Below are 19,213 nucleotides of genomic sequence, written 5' to 3' on the forward strand. Positions count from 1 at the left end.
TCTTAAGCGCATGGCGTGGCCGGAGGGAAGCGCTATGGTCGCCTCATGGCCACCCGCTTGAAGCCGCTTCACCAGCTCCGCGACGACCAGGCGCGCGCCGCCGATCCGGCGATCCACGCCTCGCTGTCGGCCAGCGCCGGAACCGGCAAGACGCAGGTGCTGACCGCCCGCGTGCTGCGCCTGCTGCTCGGCGGCGCGGCGCCCGAACACATCCTCTGCCTGACCTTCACCAAGGCCGGCGCGGCCGAGATGGCCAACCGCATCGGCGAGCGGCTCGCCCGCTGGGTCCGGATGAAGGATGCGGACCTCCGCAAGGAGCTGTTCGCGATTGGCGCGCCGAACGACGATCCGCGTGTCGAGCAGGCCCGCCGCCTGTTCGCCGAGGTGCTGGACGCGCCCGGCGGGCTGCGCATCCAGACCATCCACAGCTTCGCGCAGACCCTACTTGCTGCTTTCCCGGCCGAGGCGGGGATCACACCCGGCTTCCGGCCGATTGAAGGGCGCGAAGAGCAGCAGCTCGCCCGCCGCACGCTGGCTGGGCTGGTGGCCGACGCGGAGGCGGGCAGGGCGGGCTACGCCGGGCTCCTGACGGACATTCAGGCCTTGAGCCGCCGCCTCGGTGAGCGTGAGGCTGAGCGCTACCTCCTGTCCTGCGCGCGCGAGCCCGAGGCCATGCGCGCCTTCGCCTTTCCCGATTACGTTGAACAGGCGCTCCGCAGCCAGTTGGGCCTGCCCGAGGGCGACATCCGCGCGACCGTAGCCGCCGCCTGCCACGACGACAGCTTTGATTGCGAGGTCCTGCGGGCCGTAGCCGAGGGTTATCGAGCCTGGGGTACGACCGCCACCGGGCTGCCGACTGCGGCGAAGATCGACGAGTGGCTGGCGCTGTCGTCCGACGCCCGCTGCGAGCAGCTGGATACCTTGATGAAGGTGCTATTCACCGCCACCGGCCGTCGCAAGGTGCCGGCCGGCGTCCTCAAGCACCTGCCCACCGCCGGTGACCATTGCGAGCAGCTGGCCGACGAGGTCGAGCGCCTCGTCACCCTGCTGCGCCAGAGCGAGCTGGTTGCCGTGCAGGCGGCCGGCCTGCGCGCCGGCGCGGCCTTTGCCGACGCCTACACGCGGGCCAAGCGCGCCGCCGGCGTCGCCGACTTCGACGACCTGATCCGCTGGACCCGCGACCTGCTGGCGACGCCCGGCATGGGCGAGTGGGTGCGCTATAAGCTCGACCGGCGGACCGACCACATCCTGGTCGACGAAGCGCAGGACACCAACGCCGCGCAGTGGAGCATCGTCACGGCCTTGACGGAGGAGTTCTTCGCCGGCGAGGGCGCCAGCCGCCACCACCGCACCCTGTTCATGGTCGGCGACTTCAAGCAGGCGATCTACGGTTTCCAGGGCACCGATCCGCGCGAGTTCGATGCCGCCCGCGAGCGCTTCCGCATTCAGGCGGAGACCCTGCGCGAGGCGGCCAACGACAGCGACACGCCCGTGCGTCCTTGGCGCGACCTGTCGATCGACCGCAGCTTCCGCTCGGCCCAGGCGGTGCTGGACGTCGTCGACGCGGTGATCACCGAAGTCGGAGCGGCCGAGATGGGCCTGCCCGACCAGCCCAACCCGCATCGCGCGAACGCCGCCACCCGGCCCGGCCTGGTCGAGCTGTGGACGCCCTTCGCCGCGGACGAAGGTGAAGACGAGGAAGCGGGCGAGGAGGGCTGGCTGCCCGAACCGGCGCGGCTCTATGCCGGCGAACTCGCCCGCACGGTCAGGCGCTGGCTCGGCGAAGCTCCGGTGCTCGCCACGACCGGCAAGCCGATCACGCCCGGCGACGTGTTGATCCTCGTGCGCAGTCGCGGCGAGTTGGCGTCGCTGATCGTCGCCCGGCTGTTCAAGGAAGGGGTGCCGGTCGCCGGCATCGACCGGCTCCACTTGTCCTCGCCACTCGCCGTCAAGGACCTGATGGCGGCTGTGGCCTTCTCGGTGCAACCCTTGGACGACCTCAATCTCGCCGGCCTGCTGGTCTCGCCCTTGTTCGGGTGGACGCAGGACCAGCTCTACGACCTCGCGTTCGGCCGCAATGGATTTCTATGGGAGGAGCTCAGGAAGCGAGCAGGAGAGGGCGATCACATCGCCGAAGCACATGCGACGTTGCTCGACCTGCTGCGCCAGGCCGACTTCGTCCCGCCGGCCCGCTATCTCGAGAATATCCTGTCCGGCCCGATGCAGGGCCGCCGCCGGCTGCTTGGGCGCCTCGGCCCTGCAGCGCGCGACCCGATCGACGAGCTGGTCGCCGCGGCGCTGGAGTTCGAACGCGCGGAAACCCCGTCGCTCGACCGCTTTCTTGCCTGGTTCGGCAGCGGCGACGTGGAGATCAAGCGCGATCCTTCCGCGCCGGCCAATGCCGTGCGGGTGATGACGGTGCACGGCGCCAAGGGCCTGGAGGCGCCCGTCGTCATCCTCGCCGACGCAACGGCCGACCCGGCCAAGCTCGGCGAGCGCAACGGCCCGATCGCGCTCGACTTCGGCGAGGCCGGCAATGCTCCGGTGATCCGTCCGCGTAAGGAGGAGCTCGGCGAACCCTACGCCACCATTATAGCCGAGCAGAAGCGCCGCGACCTGGAGGAGCATTGGCGGCTGCTCTACGTCGCCCTGACCCGCGCCGCCGAACGGCTGGTCGTGGCGGGGCTTGCCCCGGCCCGCGGCGCCTTGCCGGAGAACAGCTGGCACGCCAAAGTGCGAGCTGGGATGGAGCGGCTGGGCGCCGAGCAGGACGGCAGCGTGCTGCGCTATACGGGCGACGTGCCGGCGCTGCCTGCCAAGGCCAAGACGCGGCGCTTGCCCTTGCCGCCGCCTGCTCTCCCCGAATTTCTGCATCGCCAGGCTCCCGCCGAGGCGCGCCCGCCGCGTCCGCTCGCTCCGTCTCAGCTGGTCGAGGACCGCGAGGCCGCGCCACCGCCATCGCCGGAGCTGCGCGCGGCCGCTCGCCGCGGCGTGCTGCTCCATTCGCTGTTCGAGCGCCTGCCAGGTGTCGCGCCAGCCGAGCGCCACGCGGCGGCGCTCGGCTGGTTGGAGCGCTCGGCCGGAGTGGACGACCCCCGCGCCCGGATCGAGCTGGCCGACGCCGTCTGCGCGATCATCGGCGATGCCCGCTTCGCCGACCTGTTCGCGCCCGGCTCGCTGGCCGAAGCGCCGATCGCTGCCACCCTACCGGACGGCCGGGTGGTTGCCGGCACCGTCGACCGGCTGGTGGTGGATGACGAGCGGGTGCGGGTGGTCGACTTCAAGACAGGGCGGCAGGTGCCGGCGAGCGTGGCCGAGGTACCAGCGGCTCACCGGCTGCAGATGGAGGCCTACGGCGAGGCCCTGTCGGTGATCTTCCCCGGCCGGCGTATCGAAACGGCACTGCTCTACACGGCCGCTCCTCGCCTGATCGCATTGACCGGTTGAGCCACCCGGCAGCCGACCCCATATGCGTCGGCAAGCCGACTCGAAGAGGAATCACCGACATGCCGACCAAGACCGTCACCGATGACAGCTTCGCCACCGATGTGCTGGGCGCGGACAAGCCGGTGCTGGTCGATTTCTGGGCGGAATGGTGCGGTCCGTGCCGGATGATCGCTCCCGCGCTGGAGGAGATCAGCAACTCGCACGGCGAGCAGGTCACCATCGTCAAGCTCAATATCGACGAGAACCCCGAAACCCCGGGCCGCTACGGCGTGCGCGGCATTCCGGCCATGCTGCTGTTCAAGGATGGCCAGCCCGTGGCGCAGAAGGTCGGCGCCGCGCCGCGCAGCCAGATTCAGAGCTGGCTGGAAGGCTCGCTCTAGGTCGGCGTTCAGCCACTCTCAATTGACTGGTAACTAAGCCAACCCTACATCGCCGGGCACTCTTGAAACGCTCGCGCGCGAGCGCCTTTCCGCATGTCCTCGCGCGCCCATAAGGAAGTTCCATGCTCGCCAACGTGGCCAAGTCGATCTTCGGCTCCAGCAACGACCGTTACGTTGCCAAGCTCCGCCGCATCGTGGACACGATCAACGGGTTCGAGCCGACCATCTCGGCCCTGACCGACGACGAGCTGCGGAACCAGACCGCGATCTTTCGCCAGCGCCTGGAGAATGGCGCCACGCTGGACGACCTGCTGCCCGAGGCCTTCGCCACCGTGCGCGAAGCGGCCAAGCGGACGCTTGCCCAGCGCCATTACGACGTGCAGATGATCGGCGGCATCGCGCTGCACCGGGGCGAGATCGCCGAGATGCGCACGGGCGAGGGCAAGACGCTGGTCTCGACCCTTGCGGCCTACCTGAACGCGCTGCCCGGCAAGGGCGTCCACGTGGTCACCGTCAACGATTACCTCGCCCGCCGCGATTCCGAATGGATGGGCCGGGTCCATGGTTTCCTCGGCCTGACGGTCGGCGTGGTCGTGCCGAACCTGGGCGAGGACGAGCGCCGCGCCGCCTACGAGAGCGACATCACCTACGCCACCAACAACGAGCTCGGCTTCGACTATCTGCGCGACAACATGAAATACACGCGCGAGCAGATGGTCCAGCGGCCGTTCGCCTACGCCATCGTCGACGAGGTGGACTCGATCCTGATCGACGAGGCGCGCACCCCGCTGATCATCTCCGGGCCGACCGACGACAAGTCCGACCTCTACATCGCGGTCGACAAGATCGTCCGCACCTTCGGCGAGGGCGATTTCGAAAAGGACGAGAAGCTCAAGACCGTGGTGCTGACCGAAGGCGGCACGGAAAAGGCCGAGCGGATGCTGGAGGAGGCGGGCCTGATCGAGGGCGCGAACCTCTACGACGTCGCCAACACGCAGGTGGTCCACCACCTCAACCAGGCGCTCAAGGCCAACACGATGTTCCGCCGGGACATTGACTACATCGTGAAGGACGGGAAGGTCGTCATCATTGACGAGTTCACCGGCCGGATGATGGACGGCCGGCGCTGGTCGGACGGCCTGCACCAGGCGGTCGAGGCCAAGGAAGGCGTGGCAATCGAGCCCGAAAACCAGACGCTCGCCTCCATCACGTTCCAGAACTACTTCCGCATGTACCCGAAGCTGTCGGGCATGACCGGCACCGCACTGACCGAGGCGCCCGAGTTCTTCGACATCTACAAAATGAACGTGGTGTCGATCCCGACCCACGTCGCCGTCCAGCGCAAGGACGACGAAGACGAGTTCTACAAGAACATCGGCGACAAGTTCGCGGCCATCGCCAAGGAGATCAAGGGACGGCAGGAGATCGGCCAGCCGGTCCTCGTCGGCACCGTGTCGATCGAGAAGTCGGAGCTCCTGAGCGAGTATCTCACTGCCGAGAACATCACCCATTCGGTCCTGAACGCCCGGTTCCACGAGAGCGAGGCGCATATCGTGGCCCAGGCCGGCCGTCTCGGCGCGGTGACCATCGCCACTAACATGGCGGGGCGGGGCACCGACATCCAGCTGGGCGGTAATATCGACTTCCGTTTCGAGGACGAACTCAAGGACATGCCCGAAGGGCCGGAGCGCGACGCGGCCGAAGCCCGCATCCGCGAGGAGGTGCTGGCGGAGCGCGAAAAGGTGCGCGAGGCCGGCGGCCTGTTTGTGCTCGGCACCGAGCGGCACGAGAGCCGCCGCATCGACAACCAGCTGCGCGGTCGATCGGGTCGTCAGGGCGACCCTGGTTTCTCGCGCTTCTACCTCAGCCTCGACGACGACCTGCTGCGCATTTTCGGGCCGCAGACCGCCTTCGCTCGCCTGATGAACAAGGAACTGGAGGACGGCGAGGCGATCCGCCACCCCTGGCTCAGCAAGGCGATCGAAACCGCGCAGAAGAAGGTCGAGGCGCGTAACTACGACATCCGCAAGCAGGTCGTCGAGTTCGACGACGTGATGAACGACCAGCGCAAGGTTATCTACGAGCAGCGCGCCGAGATCATGGATTCCGAGTCCATCTCCGACGTGATCGAGGAGTTCCGCGCCGACACCATCGCCGGCTTGGTGATGATCTATTGCCCCGAGGGGACCTACCCCGAGCAGTGGGACACCGCCGGCGTGACCCAGGCGGTGGACGAGGTGCTCGGCCTCCAGCCGCCGGTCGCCGACTGGCTCAAGGAGGACGAGGTCGAGCAGTCGATCATCATCGACCGGCTGCAGGCGCTGTCGGACGAGGCAATGGCCGCCAAGATCGCCGAGATCGAGCCCGACCAGTGGCGCAACATCGAGAAGAGCTTCCTGCTCCAGACGCTCGACCATCACTGGAAGGAGCATTTGGCCACGCTCGACGCCCTCCGCCAGGTCATCCACCTGCGCAGCTACGCCCAGAAGAAGCCGATTGACGAGTATAAGCAGGAGGCCTTCCTGCTGTTCGAGCGGCTGCTGGTCGCGATCCGCGAGGACGTCACCAAGATGCTTAGCAACGCGCAGCTGCAGCTCGAGCCGCCGCCGCTGCCGGAGCTGCCGGCCTTCCTGACCCAGCACCTTGATCCTTTCTCGGGCGACGACGACACGTTCGACCTCGACGCGGCGGCCCGCGGCCTGATCCGCGGTCCGCATCCGGACGATGCCACCAACATCCCGCGCCCCGACCTGCCGCCGCTGCCGGAAGGCGCCATGGCCGAGCCGGTCAGCCGCAACGCGCCGTGCCCGTGCGGTTCGGGCAAAAAGTTCAAGCATTGCCATGGGCAGCTTGCCTGATGGCGCGGTGACGGCCCCGGCCGTCATCGCGAGGAACGTAGCGACGAAGCGATCCAGTTCTTGCTGATCTCAGCGTAGACTGGGTTGCTTCGTTTCGCTCGCAATGACGAAGTGGGTTCATGAACGTTCAGCCAGCCAAGATTACCGCAGCGCCGCTCGACCGCTCCGCCGTCCGCCACGACTACCGGCGGGACGAAGAACAGGTCGTCGCCGACCGCCTGGCCCAGGCTCGCCTCCCCGCTGGGAAGCACGCCGAAGCGCAGGCCATTGCCCGCAGCCTGGTCGGTCATGTGCGCGGATCAAAGCCCGCTGGCCTCGACGCCTTTCTCCACGCCTACGACCTTGGTTCCGACGAGGGCGTGGCGCTGATGTGCCTCGCCGAGGCGCTGCTTCGCATCCCCGATGCGCGCACCGCCGACGAGCTGATCCGCGACAAATTGTCCGGCCCCGACTGGTCGGAGAAAATGGGCGAAAGCCATTCGCCCTTCGTCAACGCCGCCACCTTCTCCCTGCTGCTGACCGGCAAGGTGCTGGACGGGGCCAACAACCGCTCCGCCAATTGGAAAGCCGCCCTGGGCCGCGCCGTTGGCCGCCTGGGCGAGCCGGTCATCCGCACCGCCGTCGGCCAGGCGATGAAGATCCTCGGGGGCCAGTTCGTGTTCGGCCGCACCATCGACGAGGCGCTGGAACGCGCCGCCCCCGAACGCAAGCGGGGCCTCAGCCACAGCTTCGACATGCTCGGCGAAGCTGCCCGGACCATGGCCGACGCGGAGCGCTATGCCGAGGCTTACCGCGGCGCCCTCCGCCGGATCGCCCGCGAGGCGAAAGGCGGGGTGGTCGGCTCGCCCGGCATCTCCGTTAAGCTGTCCGCGCTCCACCCGCGCTACGATCACCTCCGCGCCGACGAGGCCAAGGCGCACATCCTGCCGATCCTGCGCGATCTGTGTGAGATCGCCAGCGCCGCCGACATCCACCTCACCATCGACGCCGAGGAAGCAGATCGCCTCGAACTGCAGATGGACGTGCTGGAGGAACTGGTCCGCGAGGACCGCTTCTTCACCAACGGTTGGACCGGGCTCGGCATGGCGCTCCAGGCCTATGCCAAGCGCGCCGTGCCGGTGGCCGAATGGGTCGTCGACCTCGCCCGCGCGCACGGCCGCACCCTGATGATCCGCCTCGTCAAGGGCGCCTATTGGGACAGCGAGGTGAAGCTGGCTCAGGTCGGCGGCTACGACGACTATCCGGTGTTCACCCGCAAGGTGGCGACCGACGTTTCCTATCTCGCCTGCGCCCGCGTCCTGCTCGGTGCGCCTGACTGCATCTACGCCGCCTTTGCCACCCACAACGCCACCAGCATCGGCGCGATCAAGGCGCTGGCCGGCACGACGCGGTTCGAGTTCCAGCGCCTCCATGGCATGGGCGAGGGGTTGTACGAGGGCCTGGCCAAGCTGGAGGCCGACCTCGACCAGCCGCAGACTCCGGTGCGCATCTACGCCCCCGTGGGCAGCCACAAGGAACTGCTCGCCTACCTCGTCCGCCGCTTGCTGGAAAACGGCGCCAACTCCAGCTTCGTCAACCGCATCGCGGACGAAGAGGTCGGGCTCGACGAACTGACCCGCGACCCGGTGGCACAGCTCGAAGCACTGTACCCCCGGCGTAACCCGAAGATCCCGCTGCCGGGCGAGATGTTCGGCACCAACCGTCGCAACAGCTCAGGCTGCGACCTCAGCGACCCGGGCGTGCGCCAGCCGCTGCTCGGCCGCCTTGAACGGCTCGAAGGCAGGCGCTGGACGGCAGGTGAGGGGACCGGCCCCCGTTGCGAGGTCCGGGCCCCCTACGACACCCGGCTAATCGTCGGCGAAGCGGTAGAGGCCACGCCCGAGCGCATCGACACCATGCTCCAGGCCGCCGCTGCTGCCCAGCCGTCCTGGGACGCGCTCGGCGGGGAGGAGCGCGCGCGCCTGCTCGACCGCGTCGCCGAGCTGTTCGAACAGCACCGTGAGGACTTCTACTCGCTGTGCATTCGCGAGGCCGGCAAGACGCTGCCCGACGCCACCCTGGAGGTTCGGGAAGCCGTCGACTTCCTGCGCTACTACGCCGGCGAGGCCCGCCGGCTGTTCACCCGCCCTGAGCAGCTGCCAGGTCCGACCGGCGAACTCAACGAACTGCGCCTGCACGGGCGCGGCGTGTGGACCTGCATCAGCCCGTGGAACTTCCCGTTGGCGATCTTCACCGGTCCGGTCGCCGCAGCGCTCGCCGCCGGGAATGCCGCGATCGCGAAGCCGGCCGAGCAGACCCCGCTCATCGCCGCCCTCGCCATCGAGCTGTTCCACCGCGCCGGCGTGCCCCGCGACCTCGTTCGGCTCGCGGTCGGCGACGGCAAGGTCGGGGCCGCGCTGGTCGCCCATCCGCTGACCGCCGGCGTCGCCTTCACCGGTTCCACCGCCGTCGCCAAGGCGATCAACCGCACATTGGCCGAGCGCGATGGCCCGATCGTCCCCCTGATCGCCGAGACCGGCGGCCAGAACGCAATGATCGTCGACAGCTCGGCCCTACCAGAGCAGGTTACCCGGGACGTCGTCGCTTCAGCCTTCCAGTCGGCCGGCCAGCGCTGCTCGGCCCTGCGCGTCCTGTTCGTCCAGGAAGACGTCGCCGACACCATGCTGACAATGATCGCCGGCGCCATGCACACCCTGCGCATCGGCAATCCCGGCGAACTGGAGACCGACGTGGGTCCGGTGATCGACGCCGAGGCGAAGGCCGCGCTCGACCGCCACATCGACCACCTCCGCTCCCATGCGAAGATCCTGTGCGAGCTTCCGCTGCCGCCGGGCACGGAGCACGGCAGCTTCGTCACCCCCGTCATGGCGGAGATCGGCAGCCTCGCCGACCTCGACACCGAGCATTTCGGCCCGGTTCTCCACGTCATTCGCTTCCGATCGGGCGAACTCGACGCCGTCATAGACCAGATCAACCGCACCGGCTTCGGCCTGACCCTCGGCCTGCAGAGCCGCATCGACACCGTCCGCGACCATGTCCAGCGTCGCGCCCGCGTCGGCAACCTGTACGTCAATCGCAACCAGATCGGCGCCGTGGTTGAAAGCCAGCCGTTCGGCGGCGAAGGCCTTTCCGGCACCGGGCCCAAGGCCGGCGGGCCGCACTATGTCGCCCGTTTCGCCACGGAGCGGGTCAGCTGCATCGACACCACCGCCGCGGGCGGCAACGCCACGCTGATGGCCGCGATCGACTAGGGAGTAGATAATGAAAACCGTGAAGCTCGCCCTGACCGAGGACGAACTGGAGATCCTGGCCGACGCGCTGGAGAACGATCTTGAGGGCTATGTCGAGAGCGCCAAGGACGCTCGCGCCAACCGCGCCCGCGAAGACGTGCAGACTTTCGAGGAAGCCGCCGCCCGCATCCGCTCAGTGCTGGAAAAGGTCCGGGCCGAGATTCCGGCCTGAGCGATAAATGCAAACGCCCGGGTCTGGCTGAGACCCGGGCGCCCGCGTGACGATTGCTCGTCAGCCCCCTTTGGAGTGTTGCCTGCCCACCAGACGGCCCCTGCGCCGTCCCGGCAGCCCTCCCGGATGAGGCGGCGATTGGCCGCTCCACCCGCTTGGCAGGCATATGAGTGCGCTCGGGAACGGCCCTTGTCACGCGACAACGGGCGCATTTACCACAAATGCCCAGCTCATGTGGCGATCACGCCACAGCGCGCTTCACATTGCCAGTTCATCTCAGCGTGACTAGGACGCCGCTCCATGCGCTGTTCCCAAGCATTTCTGCCGGTCCTCAAGGAAAGTCCCACCGACGCCCAGATCGTCAGCCACAAGCTGATGCTGCGCGCCGGCCTCGTTCGGCAGACAGCCGCCGGCATCTACGCCTGGCTGCCGATTGGCCTCAAGGTGCTGCGCAAGATTGAGCAGATCGTCCGCGAGGAGCAGAACCGAGCCGGCGCAATCGAACTGCTGATGCCAACGCTCCAGTCGGCCGACCTGTGGCGGCAGAGCGGCCGTTATGACGCTTACGGCCCGGAAATGCTGCGCATCCGCGACCGGCACGAGCGCGAGATGCTCTACGGCCCCACCAACGAAGAGATGATCACCGCCCTCTTCCGTGATGAGGCCAACAGCTATCGCGACCTGCCGCGAACGCTTTACCACATCCAGTGGAAGTTCCGGGACGAGGTCCGCCCGCGGTTTGGCGTGATGCGCGGGCGCGAATTCCTGATGAAGGACGCTTACAGCTTCGACCTGGACGAGGCCGGCGCCCGGCAGAGCTACTACACGCAGCTGCTCGCCTACCTGCGCACCTTTCAGCGCCTCGGCATCAGGGCGGTGCCGATGAAGGCCGCGTCCGGCCCGATTGGCGGCGATCTCAGCCATGAGTTCATCGTGCTCGCCCCAACTGGCGAGAGCGAGGTGTTCTACGATGCCGAGTATGAGGCGGTGGACTGGGGCCGCGGCGACCTGCAGCACGGCGACGCCGCGGGCCTGCAGAGCATGTTCGACCAGATCTCCCGCACCTACGCGGCGACAGACGAGACCCACGACGAGGCGCGCTGGGCCGACGTGCCGGCGACACGCCAGCGCACCGGCCGCGGGATCGAGGTCGGGCACATCTTCTACTTCGGGACCAAGTACAGCGCGGCGATGAACTTCCGTGTGCCCGGGCCCGACGGCCAGATGATCACCCCGCATATGGGCAGCTACGGCGTCGGCGTCTCGCGCCTGGTCGGTGCGATCATCGAGGCCAGCCACGACGACGCCGGCATCGTCTGGCCGGACAGCGTCGCGCCCTGGGCCGTCGGGCTGGTCACCATGCGCGGCGACGACACGGCGTCTGCCGCCGCTGCCGACGACCTGTACGCCAAGCTCACTGCGGCGGGGGTGGAGACCCTCTACGACGATCGAGATGGCCGGGGCGGGGCTAAGCTCGCGTCCATGGACCTGATCGGCCTGCCGCAGCAGCTGATCATCGGCCCGCGCGGCCTCGCCCAGGGCGTGGTCGAGCTCAAGGACCGTCGTACCGGCGAGAAGCAGGAACTCAGCATCGAGAGCGCACTGGCGCGGCTCACCGCATGATCCTCAATCGCTACGAACGGACCATTGCCAAGCGTTACCTCCTGCCCGGCAAGGGCGAGGGGTTCATCTTCCTGGTCGCCTCGATCAGCCTTGGCGCCGTGGCGCTGGGTGTCGCCGCGCTGATCATCGTGATGAGCGTCATGAACGGCTTCCGCGCGGAGCTGTTCGACAAGATCGTCGGCCTGAACGGCCATGCCATCGTCCAGGGCTATGAGGGCCGCCTGACGGACTGGCAGCGCATTGCCGACCAGGCACGCAAGGTGCCGGGCGTCACCTCCGCCCTGCCGCTGATTGCGCAGCCGCTGATGGCGAGCGCCAACGGCCGGGTCGAAGGCGTGCTGGTCCGCGGCGTGCGGCGACAGGATCTGCTGGCGAACCGCACCATCACGTCGAACATCAAGTCGGGCGATATCCGCAGCCTGGAGCCGGGTAGCGGTCGGGTGGCGATCGGCACCCGCCTGGCCGAGCAGCTCGGCGCCTATCCCGGCAGCGAGATCAGCCTCATCAGCCCGGAAGGTCGCGCGACCCCGGTCGGCACGGTGCCGCGGATCGCCAGCTACACGGTCGCCGCCACCTTCGAAGTCGGCGTCTACGACTATGACAATAGCTTCATCATCATGCCGATGGAGGACGCGCAGAACCTCCTCATGATGGGTGACCAGGTCGGCATGATCGAGGTCATGGTGACAGATCCAGACAAGATCCAGCCGCAGGTCGCCGCGCTGCAGAACATCGTCGCGGGCAAGGGCGCCGTAGTCGACTGGCGCAGCATGAACGCCGCCCTGTTCGAGGCGCTGGAGGTCGAGCGGGTGGCGATGTTCGTCGTCCTCTCGCTGATCATCCTCGTGGCGGTGTTCAACATCCTGTCGTCGCTGATCATGCTGGTCCGCGCCAAGACCCGCGACATCGCCATCCTGCGCACCATGGGCGCCAGCCGCCACGGCATGATGAAGGTATTCGTCACCGTTGGCACCATCATCGGCTCGCTCGGCATCGTCCTGGGCCTGATTATCGGCGCGATCTTTCTGTTCTTCCGGCAGTCGGTGGTGAATGGCATCCAGTTCCTAACCGGGCAGAACCTGTGGGATCCGTCGGTGCGCTTCCTGTCCGAACTGCCAAGCAAGACCGATCCGTTCGAGGTAACGGCGATCGTCGTCCTCGCCCTCCTGCTGAGCTTCCTGTCGACCCTTTACCCAGCATGGAAGGCGGCGAGCACCGACCCGGTGCAGGTGCTCCGCTATGAGTGAGCCGGTCCTCTCCACCCGTGACCTCAAGCGCTCGTTCACGCAGGGCGACGTCACGATCGAGGTGCTGCGCGGCGTCGACCTCGCCATCCAGCCGGGCGAGATCGTCGCCTTGCTTGGACCATCAGGCTCGGGCAAGTCCACACTTCTGCAAGCCGTCGGCCTGCTCGAAGGCGGTTTCCAAGGCTCCATCCGCATCGCCGGCCGCGAAGCGAGCGACCTGGAAGAGAGCGGCCGTACCGACCTGCGCCGCGACGCGCTGGGCTTCGTCTACCAGTTCCACCACCTGCTGCCGGACTTCACGGCGCTGGAGAACGTGGTCCTGCCGCAGCTCATCCATGGCGCCGAACCTGACGCGGCGCGGCAGCGGGCCACCGAGCTGCTGACCACCCTGCGTTTGGGCGCCCGTCTCGACCATCGCCCGGCCAAGCTGTCGGGCGGCGAACAGCAGCGCGTGGCGGTGGCTCGCGCTCTGGCCAACCGGCCTCCCATGGTGCTCGCCGATGAGCCCACCGGCAACCTCGACGAAGCCACTGCCGACGTGGTCTTCGCCGAGTTCCTGAACCTGGTTCGCGGCGAAGGCAGCGCGGCGCTCGTCGCAACCCACAACGAGCGGCTGGCGGCGCGCATGGATCGGGTCGTCCGGCTGCACGAAGGACGCTTGGCCTGACCGACTTCTACGCCATTCCGGTCGAAACGGCGGATGGCGCAACGGCCAGCCTGCAGCCTTACGCCGGCAAGGTCTTGCTGGTAGTCAACGTGGCGTCGAAATGCGGCTTCACACCGCAATATGGCGGATTGCAGGCGTTGCAGGATCGCTTTGGCCCACAGGGGTTCTCCGTCCTTGGCTTTCCCTGCAACCAGTTCGGTGGGCAGGAACCCGGCGACGCGCAGGAGATCGCCAGCTTCTGCAGCCTGACCTACGAGGTCGACTTCCCTGTATTCGCCAAGATCGACGTTAACGGACCGACGGCTGCTCCGCTGTATCGCCACCTGAAGGCCGCGGCGCCGGGCCTGCTGGGCAGCGAGGGCGTCAAGTGGAACTTCACCAAGTTCCTGATCGACCGGTCCGGCAAGGTCGTGAAGCGCTATGCGCCGCAGGCCAAGCCGCAGGATCTCGCCGCCGACATCGAGCAACTGCTCTGATCCTTTGCGACCGTTTGGGCGGTCGGGCGTTCCGCGCTCATGTCGACCAATCCGCCAGAGCCGCCATTCGACCCTTACGACCCCCGAATGGACCCGCGTGACCCGGGCTACGATCCCCGCCTCGATCCGCGCAATGACCCCCGGTACGATTCGCGCATGGATCCGCGGTTCAGTCGCGGCAGCGGCACCGGACCGGCCAATCGGGCTGGTTACGACGCCCGGCAGGATGACCCGCGCTACGCCAGGGGGCCGGCCGGCGACCCCCGTTATGCGCCGGACGCGGAGCCCTTTGCGAGGCAGTCACGCGGCCGAGGCGGGCCTCCTCCGACCGGCACCACCACCGGGCGCCGGCGTGTTCCCTGGTGGGCGATCCTCGCCGGGCTGATCGCCCTTATCGCCGTGGTCCTGTTCGCCTTCAGCCTGACGCGCAGCAATCCGGATCAGGACCGATTAGGCGACGGAGCGGGCAACGCCGCCGCCGCCGATCCCGCGGAAGCCGCGGCGGAACGCTGCGGAAGCCAGCAGACCTACGATCTCGTGAAGCGCGAGCTGTTCCGGCGCGCCGGCCAGGTCCGCGGCAGCGACGCCGGCGTATTCGACCGCCTGGGCGCGTACGCCACCATTCGCGTCCAGAACCCGGTCGTGAAGCGGCAGGACGAGGACGTCGGCACCCTGGTCTGCTCGGGCCAAGTCGCGCTTGACCTGCCGCCGGGGCTGGCCGTCGTCGGCGGCCGACGGACGCTGAGCGCCGAAGTCGACTATTCGGTTCTCAAAGCCGCGGACGGCAGCGGCAACGTCGTCACCCTCGAGGGCGTCGACCCGATTGTCGTGCCTTTGGCGACGCTCGCCCGCACAGATGCCGCTGCCACGCCGCAAGGTGCCGCCCCCACCGACTCGTCCGGCGTGGAGGGCGATGCCACGGCTTCAGGCGCCGCCCCGGTCGCCGTGCCGTCGCCGCCGGCCGCGCCGCAGCAACCGGCCGCTCCGCAGCAACCAGCCGCGCGTCCTGCGCCCGAGCCCCGGCAGGTTCCCGATCAGCCGGCCCCGGCCCGCTCCACCGCAAGTGACCGGCCCAGCTTCAACTGTGCCTATGCGCGCACCCGAGGCGAGGTCGCGGTATGCGGCGATGCCGGGCTGGCCTCGCTCGACCGGCAAATGGCGGGCACCTACGTCTCAGCTCTGCGTGATGCTTCGCCGCAGCAGCGCGCGCTGCTGCAGCGGACCCGCGACCGCTTCCTCGGCTTCCGCGACCGCTGTAGTTCGGACGCGTGCATCGCCGGTGCCTATCGCGACCGCATCCGGGAGATCCGCGACATCGCCAACGATCGCTGGAACCCCTGACCGCTTGCGCCGGCGCGGTGGCTTGGCCACACGGCTGAGCCATGTGCGGCATTGCGGGCATCCTCAGCAGCGGCGAGCCTGCGTCCCGGCTGCTTGAGGCGATGGGCGGGGCCCTGCGTCACCGCGGGCCTGACGAAGGTGCCACCTGGCATGATCCCGAGGCGGGCATCGGCCTCTCGCATCGGCGCCTGTCGATCGTCGACCTGTCGCCGCACGGGCACCAGCCGATGCGCTCGGCCGACGGTCGCTGGGTCCTCTGCTACAACGGCGAGATCTATAATCACGCGGCGATCCGGCGCGAACTGGAGGGCGAGGGCAGAGGTCCGCCGGGCGGCTGGCGCGGCCATAGCGATACGGAGACCCTGCTGCAGGCGATCGCCGCATGGGGCCTCGAAGGAGCACTTGATCGGGCGGCCGGCATGTTCGCCTTCGCGCTCTGGGATGCGCGGGAGCGCCGCCTGCACCTGGTGCGGGATCGCTTCGGCGAGAAGCCGCTCTACTATGGCTGGTGCGGCCGTGACTTCGTGTTCGCCTCCGAGCTGAAGGCCATCCGGGCTCATCCGGATTTCCGCGCCGAGATCGACCGGCAGAGCCTGGCCCTGTTCGCGCAGCGCAACGTCGTGCCCGCGCCGCATTCGATTTATCGCGGGCTGTTCAAGCTGTCGCCCGGCTGCGTTCTGACCATCGACCGCACCGCGGCCGGGCACTCGCGTGTCGAGCCGCCGCACGAGGGGGTGACCGACCGCGGGCTGCACCTCACGCGCTACTGGGATTACCGCTCCGTGATCCGGCGGGGCATCGCCAATCCGATCGAGGATTCGGGCGGCGCCTTACGCGAACTCGACCGCGTGCTGGGGCAGGCCGTCGCCGACCAGGCGGTGGCCGACGTGCCGGTCGGCGCCTTCCTGTCGGGCGGGATCGACAGTTCGGCGATCGTCGCCCTGCTGCGGCAGCATTCGACGCAGCCGGTCCGAACCTTCACCATCGGCTTTTCCGAGCCGGGCTACGACGAGTCTCCCCACGCGCGGGCGGTCGCCGAACATCTCGGCACGGTTCACCACCAGCAGATCGTCGCCCCGGCCGACGCTCGGGAGGTGATCCCGCTGCTGCCCACCATCTACGACGAGCCATTCGCCGACAGCTCTCAGATTCCGACGTTCCTGGTCAGCCGCTTCGCGCGTGGGGCGGTAACCGTCGCGCTGACCGGGGATGGCGGGGACGAGTTGTTCGGCGGTTACAACCGCCATGTCCAGGCGCCGCGCTTGTGGGCTCAGTTTCGCCGGATACCACTGTCGCTGCGTGCGGCCGCGGCTGCGGCGCTCGGGCAAGTTCCGTCCGCCTGGTGGACCTCGGCCGGCGCCCTGCTGCCCGGCACGCGCCAGCCGCACTTCGGCGCGAAGCTGCAGAAGCTGCTGCAGGTCGCAGGTCGGGCGCACTCGCTTGACGACGTCTACCGCGACTATCTGGACGAATGGCCATGCGGTCCGCCGGTGCGCGGCGAAACGGCTACCTTGGACAAGCAGGTCGATCTCGACGATCTGGCGCCGGACGCAGCCCGCCTGATGGCTCGCGACGCGCTCGGTTATCTGCCCGACGACATCCTCTGCAAGGTTGACCGGGCCTCCATGGCGGTGAGCCTGGAAACGCGGGTCCCATTCCTCGATCATCGCGTGGCCGAGCTCGCCGCGCGCATTCCGCTGTCGCTCAAGATCGAAAATGGCCGGGGCAAGCTCGTGCTTCGGCAACTGTTGGCGCGGCACGTCCCGACGGCCCTGGTAGACCGGCCCAAGACAGGCTTCGGCATCCCAATCGGTGAATGGTTGAAAGGGCCGTTGCGCGACTGGGCGGAGGACCTGCTCGATCCCGCGACGCTGCGGACGCAGGGCTGGTTCGACCATCACCGGGTGGAGCGGCGCTGGCGCGACCACCTCTCCGGCACCCGCGACAGCACGCCGGCCATCTGGAGCATCCTGATGTTCCAGGCGTGGCTGCGCTCCCGCGACGCTTAGGCGGCGATCCGCTCCTCGATCCGGGCGATGCGGCCGCGGTCGAGGTGGATCAGGCGATCGCATCCGGACAGCGCGCTGTCCCGATGGGCGATGGCCAGGATCGTGACGCCTTCGGCCTGCAACTCGTCCAGTGCCCGGACCACCGCGGCCTCCGTCACCTGGTCCAGTGCACTGGTCGCTTCGTCAAGCACCAGCACCCGCGTCTCCCGGTAGATCGCCCGAGCCAGGCCAACCCGCTGGCGCTGCCCGCCTGACAGCCGCGCTCCCCGCTCACCGACCATGGTCTCCAAGCCTTGCGGCAGTTCGGCGACGAGCTCCTCCAGTTGCGCCAATCGCAGAGCGCGCTCGAGACGGCCTGGGTCGCGCTCGGTAGGCGAAAGCCCGAAGGCGATATTTGCCGCGATGCTGTCGTCAGCCAGGAACACCGCCTGCGGGACATGGGCGATCAACCGTCGCCAGCGAGCCTGATCCTGCGTGCCGACCTCGCGACCGTCCACCAGCAGGCGCCCGGCCTGCGGCGGCAACAGGCCCATCAGCACGTCGGCCAGCGTGCTCTTGCCGCTGCCGGTCGGCCCGACCAGGGCGACGCGTTCGCCCCGGCGGATGGTAAGGTCGATCGCGTGAACGGCGTTCCGGTCGCGTTCGGGGTAGGAGAAGCTGACCTCCTCCAGGCGGATTTCCTCCAGGAAGGGGAGGGGCTCCGGTCCCGGCTCCTTCAGCACCGGCAGCGGGAGGGTCAGCAGCCGTTCGACTTCGCCGACGATCGCGCTGTTGGCGGCCAGCGACGCCCAGCTCTGATAGAGCTGCTGGAGGAGGGGCAGCAAGCGCTGGCAGCCGAGGGCCAGTGCGCCAACCTGCGGCAGGGCGGCGATCAGCCCACCATTTCGGGCACTCAGCCACAAGGCGGCGCAGGCCAGGGCGGTGATGCCGATGCCCTCGACCAGAAAGCGGGGTGCGGCCGCGAACAGGCCATAGCGGGCGTACGCGCGGCTGAGCGCCCGGTCGCTACGGCTGAACTCGGCGACGTGTACCCCGGCCGAGCCATCGAGGATGATGTCGCGGATCGCCCCATGGCTTTCGCCGACCAGCCGCAGACGACGGTCGGCGCCATCGTTGAGGTGATCCGAAATGCGGCCCAGCCGTGGGCGCAACAGCCCAGCGATGAGAGCGTAAAGGATGCCGAGCACAATCAGTGCAAGGCCCGCGGCGAAGGGTTCCAACCACAGCAACACGGCCATGATTGCCAAGGAGATCAGGCCAGCCGCGAGCCCCTGAAGCAACGGCAGCAGGACCCGCCAGACCAGCTCCTGAACCTTGCCGAGGGCGGCGAGGACGGTGCTCGAATGCTGCTGAAGATGGTAGGCGTAGGGTTGCAGGAGCAGGCGGCGATGGATCTCCACTGCCCAGCCGTGCCCAACCCGGCCGGCAAAGTCCTGCGACCAGCTGCTCAGCGCCAGGCGCAGCAGGCTGGCGCCGAGGGCTGCACCGACAAACAGCGTCATTGCCGCCCGTAGCGACAATCCGGGCAGGATCGCAGGTCCTGCGCCTGCGAGATGCGCCAGGAACGGCACCAGTGCTCCGATGGTGAGCAGGTCCGCCGCCGCCCCGGCCATCATCAGGACGAACAGCAGCACGGCTTCCCGCCGCTGATCGGCGGGGATCAGGCGAACAAGGGTGCGGAAGGGGTGAGCTGGCATTCGGCG

The 19,213-nt window shown here is 68.4% G+C and carries 12 protein-coding genes; 11 read left to right on the top strand and 1 reads right to left on the bottom strand.

Going from position 1 to position 19,213, the window contains the following annotated elements; genetic code table 11:
• Positions 1-45: 45 nt before the first annotated feature.
• The 11 genes from addA to asnB all read left to right on the top strand — a co-directional run bounded on the left by addA (position 46) and on the right by asnB (position 17,510).
• Entirely contained in the window at positions 46-3,447 is a 3,402-nt protein-coding gene (gene addA / locus OMW55_RS04470) for a double-strand break repair helicase AddA (RefSeq protein ID WP_264881149.1), read from the top strand.
• Between the two features lie 59 nt (positions 3,448-3,506).
• Positions 3,507-3,827 carry a thioredoxin gene (trxA, locus tag OMW55_RS04475; RefSeq protein ID WP_264881150.1) on the top strand — a complete coding sequence of 107 codons (321 nt, stop codon included), beginning with the start codon at positions 3,507-3,509 and terminating at the stop codon, positions 3,825-3,827.
• 122 nt (positions 3,828-3,949) lie between these two features.
• Entirely contained in the window at positions 3,950-6,685 is a 2,736-nt protein-coding gene (gene secA, locus OMW55_RS04480) for a preprotein translocase subunit SecA (protein ID WP_264881152.1), read from the top strand.
• Between the two features lie 119 nt (positions 6,686-6,804).
• Positions 6,805-9,936, top strand: coding sequence for a bifunctional proline dehydrogenase/L-glutamate gamma-semialdehyde dehydrogenase PutA (gene putA, locus OMW55_RS04485; RefSeq protein WP_264881154.1), 3,132 nt, complete (start codon positions 6,805-6,807; stop codon positions 9,934-9,936).
• A 10-nt stretch (positions 9,937-9,946) separates the two neighbouring features.
• Entirely contained in the window at positions 9,947-10,147 is a 201-nt protein-coding gene (locus OMW55_RS04490) for a hypothetical protein (RefSeq protein WP_319950653.1), read from the top strand.
• 300 nt (positions 10,148-10,447) lie between these two features.
• Positions 10,448-11,770: a proline--tRNA ligase gene (gene proS / locus OMW55_RS04495; protein WP_264881155.1), complete on the top strand. Its 1,323-nt coding sequence runs from the start codon at positions 10,448-10,450 to the stop codon at positions 11,768-11,770.
• On the top strand, positions 11,767-13,017 hold the full coding sequence (locus tag OMW55_RS04500; RefSeq protein WP_264881156.1) for a lipoprotein-releasing ABC transporter permease subunit: 1,251 nt from the start codon (positions 11,767-11,769) through the stop codon (positions 13,015-13,017). The genes proS and OMW55_RS04500 overlap by 4 nt, the downstream gene beginning before the upstream one ends.
• Complete coding sequence (locus tag OMW55_RS04505) at positions 13,010-13,684, top strand: ABC transporter ATP-binding protein (RefSeq protein WP_264881158.1); 675 nt, start codon at positions 13,010-13,012, stop codon at positions 13,682-13,684. Before OMW55_RS04500 ends, OMW55_RS04505 begins: the two co-directional genes overlap by 8 nt.
• Positions 13,681-14,160: a glutathione peroxidase gene (locus OMW55_RS04510; RefSeq protein ID WP_407822120.1), complete on the top strand. Its 480-nt coding sequence runs from the start codon at positions 13,681-13,683 to the stop codon at positions 14,158-14,160. Before OMW55_RS04505 ends, OMW55_RS04510 begins: the two co-directional genes overlap by 4 nt.
• Before the next feature lie 39 nt (positions 14,161-14,199).
• On the top strand, positions 14,200-15,501 hold the full coding sequence (locus OMW55_RS04515; RefSeq protein WP_264881159.1) for a lysozyme inhibitor LprI family protein: 1,302 nt from the start codon (positions 14,200-14,202) through the stop codon (positions 15,499-15,501).
• Between the two features lie 41 nt (positions 15,502-15,542).
• Entirely contained in the window at positions 15,543-17,510 is a 1,968-nt protein-coding gene (gene asnB / locus OMW55_RS04520) for an asparagine synthase (glutamine-hydrolyzing) (RefSeq protein ID WP_264881160.1), read from the top strand.
• Here asnB and OMW55_RS04525 read toward each other — a convergent pair.
• Complete coding sequence (locus tag OMW55_RS04525) at positions 17,507-19,207, bottom strand: ABC transporter ATP-binding protein (protein ID WP_264881161.1); 1,701 nt, start codon at positions 19,205-19,207, stop codon at positions 17,507-17,509. The two genes, asnB and OMW55_RS04525, sit on opposite strands and share 4 nt — an antisense overlap.
• Positions 19,208-19,213: the final 6 nt, after the last annotated feature.

This window comes from Sphingomonas arvum, from assembly GCF_026013565.1.
Taxonomy (GTDB): Bacteria; Pseudomonadota; Alphaproteobacteria; order Sphingomonadales; family Sphingomonadaceae; genus Sphingomicrobium; species Sphingomicrobium arvum.